Below are 13531 nucleotides of genomic sequence, written 5' to 3'. Positions count from 1 at the left end.
CGCCAGCCCGAGCCCCAGCCAGCCCGAGCCCCAGCCAGCCCGAGCCCCAGCCACCGCCGGGTCGAGCCGCGCCCCGACCCGCCGCAAGGCCGACCGGGGCGCGGGTCAGCTCAGTCCTGTCGAGCCGCGAACCGGGTGGGGCGGTCCTCGAACGGCGCGTCCGCCGGTCGCGGGTGGGCTCGGCCCGCCAGCACCGCCTGGGCCGCCAGCAGCCCGGCCACCGCCGCCCCGTTCACGATCTCCCCGGCCAGCGCCATCTCCACCGCCCGGTCCAGCGGGAAGCGGTGGACCTCCAGGTCCGCCTCCTCCTCGCCCATGTGCTCCCGGTCCACCGAGGACAGCCCCCGCGCGAGGTACACCCGCACCACCTCGTCGGTGAACCCGGGCGAAGCCGCGACGTCGACCAGCGTCACCCACGACGACGCCGTCAGCCCGACCTCCTCCACCAGCTCCCGCCGAGCCGCCTCCAGGGGCTCCTCGGCACCGGAGTCCAGCAACCCGGCGGGCAGCTCCCAGATCCGCTTGCCCAGCGGGTGCCGGTACTGGTGGATCAGCGTGACCAGGCCGTCGTCGGACACCGCCGCCACCGCCACCGCGCCCAGGTGCTCCACGACCTCGCGCTTGGCCGTCCCGCCGCCGGGCATGACGACCTCGTCCACGCGCAGCCCGACCACGCGACCGATGTGCACGTCCCGCGACGAGACGACCGAGAACTCGTGCCGGTCGGTCACTTCGCCGCCCCCGCGCCCGACGGCAGCGGCAGCCGGTCGGCCAGCCGGTAGTCCAGCGCCGCCTTCACGAACGCCGCGAACAGCGGGTGCGGCTTGGTCGGCCGGGACTTCAGCTCCGGGTGCGCCTGCGTCGCCACGAAGAACGGGTGCACGTCCGCCGGCAGCTCCACGAACTCCACCAGCCGACCGTCCGGCGACGTCCCGGAGAACACCAGGCCGGCCTTGCCCAGCTTGTCCCGGAACGCGTTGTTGACCTCGTACCGGTGCCGGTGCCGCTCGGACACCTCGACCGACCCGTACGCCAGCGCCACCTGCGAGCCCGGGACGAGCTTCGCCGGGTACGCGCCCAGCCGCATCGTGCCGCCCATGTCGCGCTGCCCGGCGACCACGTCCTCCTGGTCGGCCATCGTGCTGATCACCATCGACCCGGTCTCCTCGAACTCCGAGGAGTTGGCGTCCTCGATGCCCGCGAGGTTGCGCGCGGCCTCGATGACCATGCACTGCAGGCCCAGGCACAGGCCCAGCAGCGGGATGCCGCGGGTCCGGGCGTGGGTGATCGCGCCGATCTTGCCCTCGATGCCGCGCACGCCGAAGCCGCCCGGGATGAGGATCGCGTCCAGGCCGCCGAGCGCGTGCGCCGCGCCCGAGGGCGTCTGGCACTCGTCGGAGGGCACCCACACGACCTCGACCTTGGCCCGGTGCGCGAACCCGCCCGCGCGCAGCGCCTCGGTCACCGACAGGTACGCGTCGGGCAGGTCCACGTACTTGCCGACCAGGCCGATGCGGACCTTCTCCGCCGGGTTGTGGACGCGGTCGAGCAGGTCGCCCCACACCGTCCAGTCGACGTCGCGGAACGGCAGGTCGAGCCGGCGCACCACGTAGGCGTCGAGGCCCTCGCCGTGCAGCACCTTGGGGATGTCGTAGATCGACGGCGCGTCCACGGCCGCCACGACGGCGTCGGTGTCGACGTCGCACATGAGGCCGATCTTGCGCTTCAACGCGTCCGGGATCTCCCGGTCGGCCCGGCACACGATCGCGTCGGGCTGGATGCCGATGTTGCGCAGCGCGGCCACCGAGTGCTGCGTCGGCTTGGTCTTCAGCTCGCCGGACGGGGCCAGGTAGGGCACCAGCGAGACGTGCAGGAAGAAGACGTTGTCGCGGCCGACGTCGTGGCGCACCTGCCGGCAGGCCTCCAGGAACGGCAGCGACTCGATGTCGCCGACCGTGCCACCCACCTCGGTGATCACCACGTCGGGGGCCACCCCGTCGGGGGCCACCCCGTCGGGTCCCGGCTCGGCCATCGCGCGGATGCGCCGCTTGATCTCGTCGGTGATGTGCGGGATGACCTGGACGGTGTCGCCGAGGTACTCGCCGCGCCGCTCCTTGGCGATCACCTCGGAGTACACCTGCCCGGTGGTGACGTTGGCGTCCCCGGACAGGTCCCGCGCGAGGAACCGCTCGTAGTGGCCGATGTCGAGGTCGGTCTCCGCGCCGTCCTCGGTGACGAACACCTCACCGTGCTGGAAGGGGTTCATCGTGCCGGGATCGACGTTGAGGTAGGGGTCCAGCTTCTGCATGGTCACCCGCAGGCCACGGGCGGTCAGCAACTGGCCGAGGCTGGAGGCGGTGAGTCCCTTGCCCAGGGAGGAGGCCACGCCCCCGGTGACGAAAACGTGCTTGGTCGTACGTGCCTGAAGCACCAAGGAGGCTCCCCGTGGTCTGAAGTTCCGCAGGGCGACCGGCCCTGTCCACGGGCCCTAACGCTAACACGGCGACAGTCACCCAGCGCGCCGGCGGTACCCCGGCGCATCACTCGGATGGCCTAGCCCGTTCACGACCCGTTCACCGACCTGTCCGCCGCGCCGGCCAACACCCGTCGCGCCGGCCGGGCCCGACGTGCCGGCCGACCGCGCCGCGGCTCAGCCGACCGCGCCGGGAGCCGGGGCCTCCGCGTTGCCCGCCACCCCGTACCGCCCGGACTTGCCCTCCAGCTGTTCGCGCAGCGCCAGCACGGCCACCACCCGCCCGGCCGCCGTCCCCACGTTGTCCACGGTCGAGACGACCGACGTCGCCGCCGTGTCCGCCCGCACCACGCCCACCGGCCCGCTCCCGTTCGCCGACCCCTCGCCGCCCGCGAGCACCGTCCCCGCCCCGGACCGGTCGAGCTGGGTCGCGAACCGCGCGATCGTCGCCGCCCGGTCACCGGCCGAGTCCCCGTCGAACGACCCGCCGGTCAGCACCACCGCGAGCTGCGCCGGCCGCAGCCCCGCGCCCTGCTTGACGAAACCGGCCGTCGCCAGCCCCGCCAGCGCCGCCGCCGTCTCGTCCGGCGTGGCCTGCGGCTGGTTGGTCTCCTTGTTCAGCAGCAGCAACGCGCCCAGCAAGCCGCCCGCCCGCGTCCCCGGGTCCGACCCGGTCGGCAGCTGCGTCCCGGCCGGCTGCAACCGCGCCACCAGGTCCCGCAACTGGTCGGCCTTGCGCGGGTCCACGAACGACTCCGTCAGCTGCAGCTCCCCGGTCACCGACGCCCCCGCGGCGCGCAACAGCTCGGCCAGCGCGTCGCGGTCGTTGGGCCGCGCGTCGGACGTCGTCACCAGCACCACGGTCCGCTCCGCGAGCAGGCCCTTCACCGCCATCGGCCCGACGGTCGTGGCGAACCTGTCGGCGTCGGCGAGCTTCGCGTTCAACCCGTTGCGCGCGGTCTGGAGGTCGGCGACCTCCTTGCCCAGCGCCGAGTTGTCGTCGGTCAACCCGGACAGCAACCGGCTGCTGATCGCCGTCGAACCCAGCACGACGCCCACGGCCAGCGCCAGGAACACCGCGGTGATGGAGACGATGTGGTAGCGCATGGAGATCATCAGAACAACCCCTTGACCCAGTCGACGACGGACCGGAACGCGTCCACCGCCACGTCGACGTACACCTGACCGACCCCGGACACCGCGAGCGCCGCCACCATCGCGACGACCGCGGCCAGCACGAGCAGCACCATCACGCCCAGCGACACCCGGCTGCGGTGCAGGGTCGCGACCGCCGCCCCGTCGACGAGCTTGCTGCCCAGCTTGAGCCGGGTCAGGAAGGTCGACGGGTTGGACCCGGAGTGACCCCGGTCGAGGAACTCGCGCAGCCCCGCCTGCAGTCCCACGGTCACCACCAGGCTCGCGCCGTGCGCCTCGGCCAGCAGCAGCGCCAGGTCCTCGGCGTTGCCCGACGCCGGGAAGGTCACCGCGCCGATGCCCAGGTCCTGGATGCGCTCCAGACCGGGCGCGTGGCCGTCGGTCTGGGCCGGCACGACGACCTCGGACCCGGCGCGCAGCGTCTCGGTGCCGATGCCGTCGGGGTCGCCGACGATGATGTCCGGCTTGTACCCGGCGTCGTGCAGGGTGTCCGCGCCCGCGTCCACGCCGACCAGCACCGGCCGGTACTCGCGGATGTACTTGCGCAGCCGCCGCAGCTCCTCGGCGTGCCGGGGACCGCCGGCGACCACCAGCACCTGCCGGTCGCGGATCGGCACGTACACCTCGGGCACGCCGATGCCGTCCAGGATCAGGGCGCGTTCGCGGCGCAGGAACTCGATGGTGTTGGCGGAGAACGCCTCCAGCTGCGCCGCCATCCCGGCCTTGGCCTCGATCATCGCGTCGGCGACGGACTCGGCGCTCTGCTCGACGCCGCGCGCGACCTCCCGTTCGCCGACCCAGACCGCGCCGTCGTGCAGGCGCAGCTTCGTGCCGTCCCTCAGCTCGCGCAGCACGCCCGTGCCGACGCCGTCGACCAGCGGGATGCCCGCCTCCAGCAGCAGCTCGGGCCCGAGGTTGGGGAAGCGGCCGGAGATCGACGGCGACGCGTTGACCACGCCCGCGACCTCCGCGGTGACCAGCGCCTCGGCGGTGCGCCGGTCGAGGTCGACGTGGTCGAGGACCGCGATGTCACCGGGACTGAGCCGGCGCAGCAGGTCCCCCGCCCGCCGGTCGACCCGGGCGACACCCGTGACACCCGGCAGGTCGTGGTTCGCGCGGCTGAGCAACCCGGAGAGCTTCATGAACCGATGGTGACTCACGTCGGCGCGCCGGCCGGACCAACACGCCGAGGCGGTCCAGGCTGGTCAGGAAGGTCACCGCTCCACAGTGGACGGATTACCCCCGCTCGGGGGATTCCCCCCGCCCGTCCAGGTCGATCTCGTCGGTGGGGATGGGGATGCCGAACGGCGGCGTGTCCTCGTCGTCACCGTCCACCCGGTACACCGCCGGCCCCTCGGGCCGGGGCGGGCGCTCGGGCCACTCCTGCACCAGCGCCGCGCCCGCCGTCAGCGCGAGGCACGCGAGGACCAGCACCCACAGCCCCGGGCCGAACGCCATGCCGCCGTTGATCATCGCGATGGTGTCGAACATCCCGTCGAGCGTCGCGTACGCCGACCACGTGGTCCCGATCAGCACCCCGCCGGCCGCCACCACCGCGAACCGCCCCACCGCACCGGCCGTCGGCGACCGGAACAGCAGCACGAGCCCCACCACGGCGAGCACGGCGGCGGCCACGATCGAGTACCCCCACCCCCACCCGGGGAACGTCTCGGGCGCCTGCGCGCCCGAGAACTCGAACGTCGTCCGCCACGCCGTGAGCACCTGGCTGTCGACCCGGTCGGGCCCGACCCGGAACTCGGCCCGGAACAGCTCCAACAACGACCCGCACACCGCGAGCACCGCGCCGACCCCGAGCGCGACGGCCCCGACGACCCGCCGGTTCACCGCTCACCCGCCGAACCGCTCGGCGGCAACGCCAACCCGAACGGCGGGGTGTGGTCGTCCTCGTCCACCCGGTACACCACGGGCCCCTCGGGCACGGGCACCACCCGCGCGGGCCGGTCCTGCACCAGCACCCCGCCGAGCACCGCCACCAGGCACGCCACCCCGTACACCAGGACCGCCGACCCCAGCTCGGTCTCGATGGTCAGCCCCTCGCCGACCGGCTGCCCCTCGCCCAGCACGCCGAACGCGAGCTGCGCCACCGCCCACGCCGCGCCCACCAGCATCAACGCGCCGCCGAACGCGACCAGCCGCCCCCACCACACCCGCACGAACACCGCGCCGACCAGCAGCAACGCCGCCGCCACCACGACCGGCACCCCGTAGAGCGCCTCCCGCCCGAACACGCCACCGCTGGACGTCGACACCGCCCACGACGTGTGCGCGAGGTCCATCCCGCCGTCCGGGCTGAACCGCCACACCTGCTCGTACAACGGCAGGAAGCTCGCCACCACCGCCAACGGCACGGCCGCGACCAGCGCGACCACCCCCACGACCCGCCGGTCCACTACGCCTTCTCCCCCGTCGTCGGCAGCACCGCCACCTGGATCCCCATCGGCGGCGTGTCCGTGTCGTCGACCACCACGTGCACCACCGCACCCTCCGGCTCCGGCACGCCCCGGCGCAACAGGAACACCGTCCCCACCACGGCCACCAGCACCGCCGCCACGAGCACCCACAACCCCGCGCCCGTCCGGTATTCCATGGTGGTGCGCACGTCCGACACCGGCGGCGTCAGCCACGCCGCGACCGCCATGCCCGTCGTCCACACCGCCCCCGCGAGCAGCCCGGTCGCGGCGACCGCCGCGTAGCGGGCGGCCTGCCGCTGCGGCTCGGGCAGGAACGCCAGGGCCGGCGCGACCAGCAGCAGCACGGCGGCGATCACGATCGGCACGCCGTGCTGCGTCGAGCCGCCCAACCAGCTCAGGCCCGCGGGTTCGCTCGTGGTCGCCCAGCTGGTCGCGGTGAACCCGAACCGCGCGTCCCCGTCCAGCGAGGTGCCCACGGAGTACAGCGGCAGGAAGGTCGCGACCGCGGCGGTCACCCCGGCCAGGGACAGCAGCCCGACGCCGAGGCCGCGGCGGGTCACTTCCGCTTCTTCCGCCGCACCACGGGAACGCTCTCCTTGTCGGCCTTCGCCGCCGCCAGCAACTCCTCGGCGTGCGCGCGACCGGTGTCCGTCGAGTCCATACCGGCCAGCATGCGCGCCAACTCGACCACGCGCTGGGATTCGTCCAACACCCGCACGCCGCTGCGCGTCAACACGCCGTCCGCGGTCTTGTCCACCACCAGGTGCCGGTCCGCGAACGCCGCCACCTGCGGCAGGTGCGTCACCACGATCACCTGGTGGCTGCGCGCCAACCGCGCCAACCGCCGCCCGACCTCGACCGCCGCGCGCCCGCCGACACCGGCGTCCACCTCGTCGAACACCAGCGTCGGCACCGGATCCGAGTGCGACAGCACGACCTCCAGCGCGAGCATCACGCGGGACAGCTCACCGCCCGACGCGCCCTTGTGCACCGGCAGCGCGGGCGCGCCGGGGTGCGAGATCAGCCGCAGCTCCACGTCGTCCACGCCGGACGCGCCGGCGTGCAGCGACTGCCCACCGACCCGCAACGCCTGCGGGTCCCCGGACTCGGCGACCCGGGGCCGCACCGCGACCTCGACGTTCGCGTGCGGCATCGCGAGGCCCGTCAGCTCCTCCGACACCGCCTTGCCCAGCTCCTCGGCGGCCGCGACGCGCTCGGCGGTCACCTGCTGCGCGTACCCGGCCAGCTCCACGGCCAGCTCGTCGCGCCGCGCCGCCAACGCCGCCAACGCCTCGTCGGAGGTGTCCAACCCGGCCAACCGGGCCGCCGCGTCGGTCGCCCACGCGATCACGCCGTCCACGTCGGCCGCGTACTTCCGGGTCAACGACTTCAGCTCGGCCTGGCGCGCCAGCACCTGCTCCAACCGCGCCGGGTCGGCGTCGAGGTGCTCCAGGTACCCGACGATCTCCGCGCCCACGTCGGCGAGCAGCGTCTCCGCCTCCACCAGCCGGGGCTCCAGGTCGCGCAGCTTCGGGTCCTCCGACGAGGCCAACCGCCGCCGCGCCTCCCCGATCAACCCCAGCGCGCCCGGGATGTCCGGGTCACCCTCGGGCGACCCGCTCACCGCGTACTGCGCGCCGGTCGCGGCCTCCCGCAACTGGTCCGCGTCGGCCAGCCGGCGGGCCTCGTCGTGCAGCTCGACGTCCTCGCCGGACTTCGGCGCGACCGCGTTGATCTCGGCCAGGCCGTGCCGCAGCAGGTCGGCCTCGCGCGCCAGCTCCCGCGCCCGCTCGGTCCGCTCGGTCAGCTCCGCCGCGACCCGCAGCCACTCCTCGCGGATGGCCTGGTACTTCTTCAGCGGCGCGCCGACGTCGTCCCCGGCGAACCGGTCCAGCACCGCCCGCTGCTCGGTGGGCCGCAGCAGCCGAAGCTGGTCGTTCTGCCCGTGCACCGCCAGCAGCTGCTCGGCCAGCTCGGACAGCACCCCGACCGGCACCGACCGCCCGCCCAGGTGGGCCCGGGAACGGCCGTCGGCCCCGACGGTCCGCACGGCGATCACCGACCCGTCGTCGTCGGGCTCGCCGCCCACCTCCTCGGCCACCTTCGCGGCCGGGCTCCCGGCGGGCGCCATGAAACGCCCTTCGACGACCGCCTTGTCCGCGCCGTTGCGCACGCGCGACGCCTCGGCCCGGCCCCCGCCCAGCAGGTGGAGCCCGGTGACGACCATGGTCTTGCCCGCGCCGGTCTCACCGGTCACCACGGTGAAGCCCTCGGCGAGCTCAAGGGTGGCCTCGTCGATCACACCGAGGCCCTGGATGCGCATCTCGGCCAGCACAGCGCGAACACTACTGGGCGAAGCGGCCGGCATGGGCGTTCGGGTGGGAGTGTCGGGCGAACAGGTGTTCTAACCCGTCCGGACCACTCACCCCGCCGAAGGGCCCCGCCAACCCTGCACCGGCAGCGAGAACTTCTCCACCAACCGGTCGGTGAACGGCCCCTCCCGCAACCGGACCAGCCGCAACGGCGTCTTCCCGCCCACGACCTCGACCCGCGCCCCGGCCGGCAGCTCCACGGTCCGCCGGCCGTCCGCGCACAGCACCGCCGGGTGCCCGCCCGCGTCGACCTCCAGCGCCACCACCGACGCCGGCGACACCACCAGGGGCCGCGCGAACAACGCGTGCGCGTTCGACGGCACCACCAGCAGGGCCTGCACGTCCGGCCACACCACCGGCCCGCCCGCCGAGAACGCGTACGCGGTGGACCCGGTCGGGGTGGCCACCAGCACGCCGTCGCACCCGAACGCCGACACCGGCCGCCCGTCCACCTCGACCACCACGTCCAGGATGCGTTCCCGCGAGCTCTTCTCGACGCTGGCCTCGTTGAGCGCCCACGTCGACTCGATCACCACGCCGTCCACGGACGCGGTGATGTCCACCGTCATCCGCTCCTCCACCTCGTAGGACCGGTGGATGACCCGCGACACGGCCTCGGACAGCGCGTCGTAGTCGGCCTCCGCCAGGAACCCGACCCGCCCCAGGTTCACCCCGAGGACCGGCACCCCGCAGGCCCGCGCGAGTTCCGCCGCGCGCAGCAGCGTGCCGTCGCCGCCGAGCACGAACACCAGCTCGGTGCCCTCGGCGGCGGTGTCGTCGGCCGCGACGACCCGGGTGTAGCAGGACGGGTCCAGTTCCGGCGCCTCGTCCTTGAGCACGCGCAGCCGCACCCCCGCCTCGGCGAACCGGCGGGCCACCTCCTGCGCCACGGACACGTTGCTGAGCCGTCCGGTGTGGACGACGAGCAGGATCTCCCTCGTCACTGCGGTCCTTCCGCTACTGCGGTTCGCACGAGCGCGGCGGCGGAGTCCGCGTCCAGGGGCTCGCCCCGGCGCAGCCAGGCGAAGTACTCGACGTTGCCCGACGGCCCGGGCAGGGGGCTCGCGGTCACGCCGCGCAGGCGCAGGCCCAGCCCGGCCGCGGCGGCGACGACGTCCAGCACGGCCTCGGCGCGCAGCTCGGGGTCGCGCACGACCCCGCCCGAGCCCAGCCGTTCCTTGCCCACCTCGAACTGCGGTTTCACCATCGGCAGCAGATCGCCCTCCTCGTCGAGGCACGCGGCCAGCGCGGGCAGCACCAGCCTCAACGAGATGAACGAGAGATCGGCCACCACGAGTTCAACGGGACCGCCGATGTCTTCGGGCCGAAGGGACCGCACGTTGGTCTTGTCCTTGACCACGACCCGGTCGTCGGTCTGCAACTTCCAGTCCAGCAGGCCCCGGCCGACGTCGGCCGCGACGACCTGGCGTGCGCCGGACCGCAGCAGCACGTCGGTGAAACCACCCGTGGACGCCCCCGCGTCCAGGCAGCGACGGCCCTCGACCACGACCTCGGGGAACTTCTCCAGCGCGCCGACCAGCTTGTGCGCGCCGCGCGACGCCCAGTTCGGGTCGTCGCCGGTGCGCACGACCAGCGCGGTGTCCAGTTCCACGGCCGTGGCGGGTTTGGTCGCGACCGTGCCGCGGACCGTCACGCGCCCTTCGGCGACCAGTTGGCTCGCGTGCTCCCGGGACCGGGCCAGCCCGCGGCGGACCAGTTCGGCGTCCAGCCGAGCCCTGCGCGGCACCGGATCACACCTTGTCGATGCTGGAGAGCGCGGCGGTCAGCGCCGCGTGCGCGTCGTCGAACCGCGCGACGTGCTCGGCGACGTCCAGCTGCTCCAGTCCGTCGAGACCGGCCAGCGCGTCGTCGATCCCGGCCACCGGATCACGCGGCGGGCCGGGGAGGGGAACCTCGAAGCTCACGCTTTCACGGTAGCCGATCGAGCACCGTGAGGTCCGCCGCCACATACGTGGGCCGAAGCTCCCGCGGCAGGGCCTCGACGTCCTGTTCGGTGGACACGCCGGTGAGCACGAGCAGCGAGTCCATGCCCGCGTGCACCGCGCCCAGGATGTCGGTGTCCAGGCGGTCGCCGACGACCAGGGGCCGTTGCGCGCCCAACGACTTCGCGGCCTGTTCCAGCAGCGGCGTCGCGGGCTTGCCGGCCACCAGCGGCTCCTGCCCGGTGGCCGTGCGGACGGCCGCGACCAGCGACCCGTTGCCGGGCAGCAGACCGCGTTCGGTGGGCAGGGTGGCGTCCACGTTGCAGGCCACCCACGGGGCGCCGGCCCGGATCGCGACCGCGGCCTCCGCGAGGTCCCGCCAGCTCAGGTCGGGCGAGAGCCCCTGCACGACCGCTTGCGCTCCGGCGGCCTCCCGGGTCGGCGCGAACCCGCGGACCCGGACCTCCTCGACCAGCGCGTCGGTGCCCAGGACGAGCACGGTCGCGCCCCGGGGCACCAGGTCCAGCAGCATCTCCGCGCCCGCCTGGGCGCTGGTGCTGACCTCCTCCAGCGCGGCGTTGAAGCCCAGCTCGGCGAGGTGGTCGGCGACGTCGCGCGGCGAGCGGGACGCGTTGTTGGTGACGAACCGGATGCCGACGCCGTGCCCGCGGGCGGAGGCGACCGCCTCCACCGCGCCGGGCACGGCCTCACGACCCCGGTAGACGGTGCCGTCCAGGTCCAGCAGAAGAGCGTCGTAGCGGTTCAGCAGGGCGTCGGACGGCACTCGTGGCTCCCTCGGTCAGTCCTGCGGGCCCAGTTCGAACGCCCGCTCGGCGGCGTCGGTCTCATTGTCGTCGTCGGCCTGGGCCGCGTTGAGGAACCAGCGGATGGCTTCTTCGGTACGACCGGCCGCCGCCAGGTTGTCGGCGTAGGCGTAGAACAGCCGCGCGCTCCACGGGTACCGCCGCTTGGCGTCGAGGTCCTCGCCCTGCAACGCCACGACCGCCGCGTCGAGCTGACCCATGTCCCGGCGGGCGCCGGCCGCGACGATCCGCAGCTCGACGGCCTCCTCGGGGTCGAGCTTCAGGCTCTGCGCCTCACGCGCCAGCTCGATGGCCCGCTCCGGCCGGCCGAGCGCACGCTCGCAGTCGGCCATGACGGCGACGTGCCCGGCCCCGTGCGTCATCCGCCGCGCGGCCCGCAGCTCCGACAACGCCTCGGCCCACTCGCCCGCGTGGTAGGCGGCCAGCCCGGCCGCTTCCCGGACGACACCGACCCGAGCGGCCTTGCTGCGCGCGTACCGGGCGTGCTCCAACGCCAGTTCGGGCTCGCTGTCGACCAGCATGCCCGCGGCGGCGAGGTGCCGACCGACGATCTCGGCCAGACCCTTGGGCAGACCGCGCAGCTCCTGCTTCACCTCGGGGTCGAGGATGGAGATGTCCGCGTCCTCGGGCAGCTCCGGAGCACGAGCCCGAAACCCTTCGTCCCGCCGCTCGTCCCCACCGGCCTCACCAGCCACCGGCACTTGACCGGCGTCTTCCGCACTGCCGCTCTCGTCGTCGCTGTCGCTCTCGTCGTCACTCTCGACAGCGTCGTCAACCTCGGCGACCTCAACCGGCTCGTCACCGGCCGACTCGACCTCAGCCGCGACGACCGCCTCTGGAGTCACCGCCGCGACAGCCTGCGCCTCAACCGCCTGGGCCTCGACAGCCCGGACGTCATCGCCCTGCACCTCGGCCTGGACGTCGGCTTCCGGAGCCTCAACCGCCGGCTCGTCGACCTGGGCGATCCGCTCCTGGAACCGAGCAGCCCGATCCCGACTGCGCTCATCCCGCCGATCGTCCCGCCGATCGTCCCTACGGTCATCCCGCCGGTCGTCCCGCCGCTGGTACCCACCACGGTCGTCACGAGGCCGGAACTCACGCCGCTCCCCGCCACGGTCATCCCGACGCTGGTAGCCGCCACGGTCCTCACGCGGCCGGAACTCACGCCGCTCACCACCGCGATCGTCCCGACGCTGGTACCCGCCCCGGTCATCCCGCCGCTCGGACCCGCCCCGCTCATCGCGACGCTGGTACCCACCGCGGTCATCACGCCGCTGGTAGCCGCCACGGTCATCACGGGGCCGGAACTCACGCCGCTCACCACTGCGCTCACCACCGCGATCGTCACGCGGGCGGAACCCACCCCGGTCCCCACCACGGTCATCACGCCGCTGGTAACCACCGCGATCGTCACGCGGGCGGAACTCCCGGCGCTCGCCACCCCGGTCGTCACGACGCTGGTAGCCACCCCGGTCGTCACGAGGCCGGAACTCACGCCGCTCACCACCGCGGTCAGCACTGCGCTCACCACCGCGCTCATCGCGCCGCTGGTAACCGCCCCGGTCCCCACCACGGTCGTCCCGTCGCTGGTAACCACCACGGTCATCACGCGGCCGGAACTCACGACGGTCCCCACCACGGTCATCGCGCGGGCGGAACTCACGCCGCTCACCGCCACGATCGTCACGGGGCCGGAACTCACGGCGGTCCCCACCACGGTCATCACGGGGGCGGAACTCACGTCGCTCACCGCCACGGTCATCGCGCGGGCGGAACTCACGCCGCTCACCACCGCGATCATCACGGGGCCGGAACTCACGACGGTCACCACCACGGAACCCGCCGGAGCGCTCATCGCGGTTGTACCCGCCGCGCTCACCCCGATCGGTCCGGTCGCCGCGGTCGCGGTTGCCACCCCGGTCGTCGCGGTCGCGGCCGTAGCCACCACGGGACTTGTCATAACCCGACCGGTCGTCGCGCCGCTGGTAGCCACCCGTCCGCTCGCCACCGCGAGCGTCCCGACCGCCACTACCCTGCCTGCGATCTCCCCCGGCGCGGCCACCATCGGATCGGCGCTGTCGGTCTCCCTGGCCGCGCTGACGGTCGCCCTCCGGCCGATCGGCACGGTCACCGAACCTCGACACCTGAACTCCTTCTACTGCTGTGGACACGCCGAAAGGGCTTGTGATTCGAGCACATCTCCGTGTGCCCCCAACCACAAGCCCTTTCAGGGAAAAAATGTTCGGCGGCGTCCTACTCTCCCACACCCTCACGAGTGCAGTACCATCGGCGCTGGAAGGCTTAACTACCGGGTTCGGAATGGGACCGGGTG

14 protein-coding genes and 1 rRNA gene are annotated in these 13531 nt (G+C 73.6%); all 15 read right to left on the bottom strand.

Features of this window, described 5'->3' with window-relative positions; all coding sequences use genetic code 11:
- Window positions 1-110: 110 nt before the first annotated feature.
- Entirely contained in the window at window positions 111-731 is a 621-nt protein-coding gene (locus AB0A74_RS28310; RefSeq protein WP_358254072.1) for an NUDIX hydrolase, read from the bottom strand.
- The gene (locus tag AB0A74_RS28305; RefSeq protein WP_358254070.1) at window positions 728-2434 is read right to left on the bottom strand and encodes a CTP synthase; all 1707 of its coding nucleotides are present in this window, start codon (window positions 2432-2434) and stop codon (window positions 728-730) included. Before AB0A74_RS28305 ends, AB0A74_RS28310 begins: the two co-directional genes overlap by 4 nt.
- A 216-nt stretch (window positions 2435-2650) precedes the next feature.
- A complete protein-coding gene (locus AB0A74_RS28300) occupies window positions 2651-3589 on the bottom strand; it encodes a copper transporter (RefSeq protein WP_358254068.1) in 939 nt (312 codons plus the stop codon).
- Window positions 3589-4770, bottom strand: coding sequence for a putative cytokinetic ring protein SteA (gene steA, locus AB0A74_RS28295; protein ID WP_358254066.1), 1182 nt, complete (start codon window positions 4768-4770; stop codon window positions 3589-3591). Before steA ends, AB0A74_RS28300 begins: the two co-directional genes overlap by 1 nt.
- Window positions 4771-4864: 94 nt before the next feature.
- Window positions 4865-5473 (bottom strand): hypothetical protein, encoded by a 609-nt coding sequence (locus AB0A74_RS28290; RefSeq protein ID WP_358254065.1) that lies wholly within the window; start codon window positions 5471-5473, stop codon window positions 4865-4867.
- The gene (locus tag AB0A74_RS28285; protein ID WP_358254064.1) at window positions 5470-6039 is read right to left on the bottom strand and encodes a hypothetical protein; all 570 of its coding nucleotides are present in this window, start codon (window positions 6037-6039) and stop codon (window positions 5470-5472) included. Before AB0A74_RS28285 ends, AB0A74_RS28290 begins: the two co-directional genes overlap by 4 nt.
- Complete coding sequence (locus AB0A74_RS28280; protein ID WP_358254063.1) at window positions 6039-6620, bottom strand: hypothetical protein; 582 nt, start codon at window positions 6618-6620, stop codon at window positions 6039-6041. The genes AB0A74_RS28285 and AB0A74_RS28280 overlap by 1 nt, the downstream gene beginning before the upstream one ends.
- Entirely contained in the window at window positions 6617-8395 is a 1779-nt protein-coding gene (gene recN / locus AB0A74_RS28275; RefSeq protein ID WP_358254061.1) for a DNA repair protein RecN, read from the bottom strand. The genes AB0A74_RS28280 and recN overlap by 4 nt, the downstream gene beginning before the upstream one ends.
- An 87-nt stretch (window positions 8396-8482) precedes the next feature.
- Entirely contained in the window at window positions 8483-9376 is an 894-nt protein-coding gene (locus tag AB0A74_RS28270) for an NAD kinase (protein ID WP_358254059.1), read from the bottom strand.
- Window positions 9373-10179: a TlyA family RNA methyltransferase gene (locus tag AB0A74_RS28265; protein WP_358254057.1), complete on the bottom strand. Its 807-nt coding sequence runs from the start codon at window positions 10177-10179 to the stop codon at window positions 9373-9375. The genes AB0A74_RS28270 and AB0A74_RS28265 overlap by 4 nt, the downstream gene beginning before the upstream one ends.
- A 4-nt stretch (window positions 10180-10183) precedes the next feature.
- Complete coding sequence (locus AB0A74_RS28260) at window positions 10184-10357, bottom strand: hypothetical protein (protein WP_309117223.1); 174 nt, start codon at window positions 10355-10357, stop codon at window positions 10184-10186.
- A gap of 4 nt (window positions 10358-10361) precedes the next feature.
- Window positions 10362-11159, bottom strand: coding sequence for an HAD-IIA family hydrolase (locus AB0A74_RS28255; RefSeq protein WP_358254055.1), 798 nt, complete (start codon window positions 11157-11159; stop codon window positions 10362-10364).
- Between the two features lie 15 nt (window positions 11160-11174).
- Window positions 11175-12044: a hypothetical protein gene (locus AB0A74_RS28250; RefSeq protein WP_358254053.1), complete on the bottom strand. Its 870-nt coding sequence runs from the start codon at window positions 12042-12044 to the stop codon at window positions 11175-11177.
- A complete protein-coding gene (locus AB0A74_RS28245) occupies window positions 12041-13018 on the bottom strand; it encodes a hypothetical protein (RefSeq protein WP_358254051.1) in 978 nt (325 codons plus the stop codon). The genes AB0A74_RS28250 and AB0A74_RS28245 overlap by 4 nt, the downstream gene beginning before the upstream one ends.
- A gap of 421 nt (window positions 13019-13439) precedes the next feature.
- Window positions 13440-13531 (bottom strand): 5S ribosomal RNA (gene rrf / locus AB0A74_RS28240); the annotation flags it as partial.

The sequence above is a fragment of the Saccharothrix sp. NPDC042600 genome (assembly GCF_040647305.1).
Lineage (GTDB): Bacteria > Actinomycetota > Actinomycetes > Mycobacteriales > Pseudonocardiaceae > Actinosynnema > Actinosynnema mutabilis.
Note: the sequence above shows the minus strand (reverse complement) of the source record. Positions and strands in the feature narration are given on the sequence as shown.

Excerpts from the sequence above, each read along its gene's own strand:
- AB0A74_RS28300 (WP_358254068.1), bottom strand. The coding sequence starts at position 3,589 with ATGATCTCCATGCGCTACCACATCGTCTCCATCACCGCGGTGTTCCTG.
- steA (WP_358254066.1), bottom strand. The coding sequence starts at position 4,770 with ATGAAGCTCTCCGGGTTGCTCAGCCGCGCGAACCACGACCTGCCGGGT.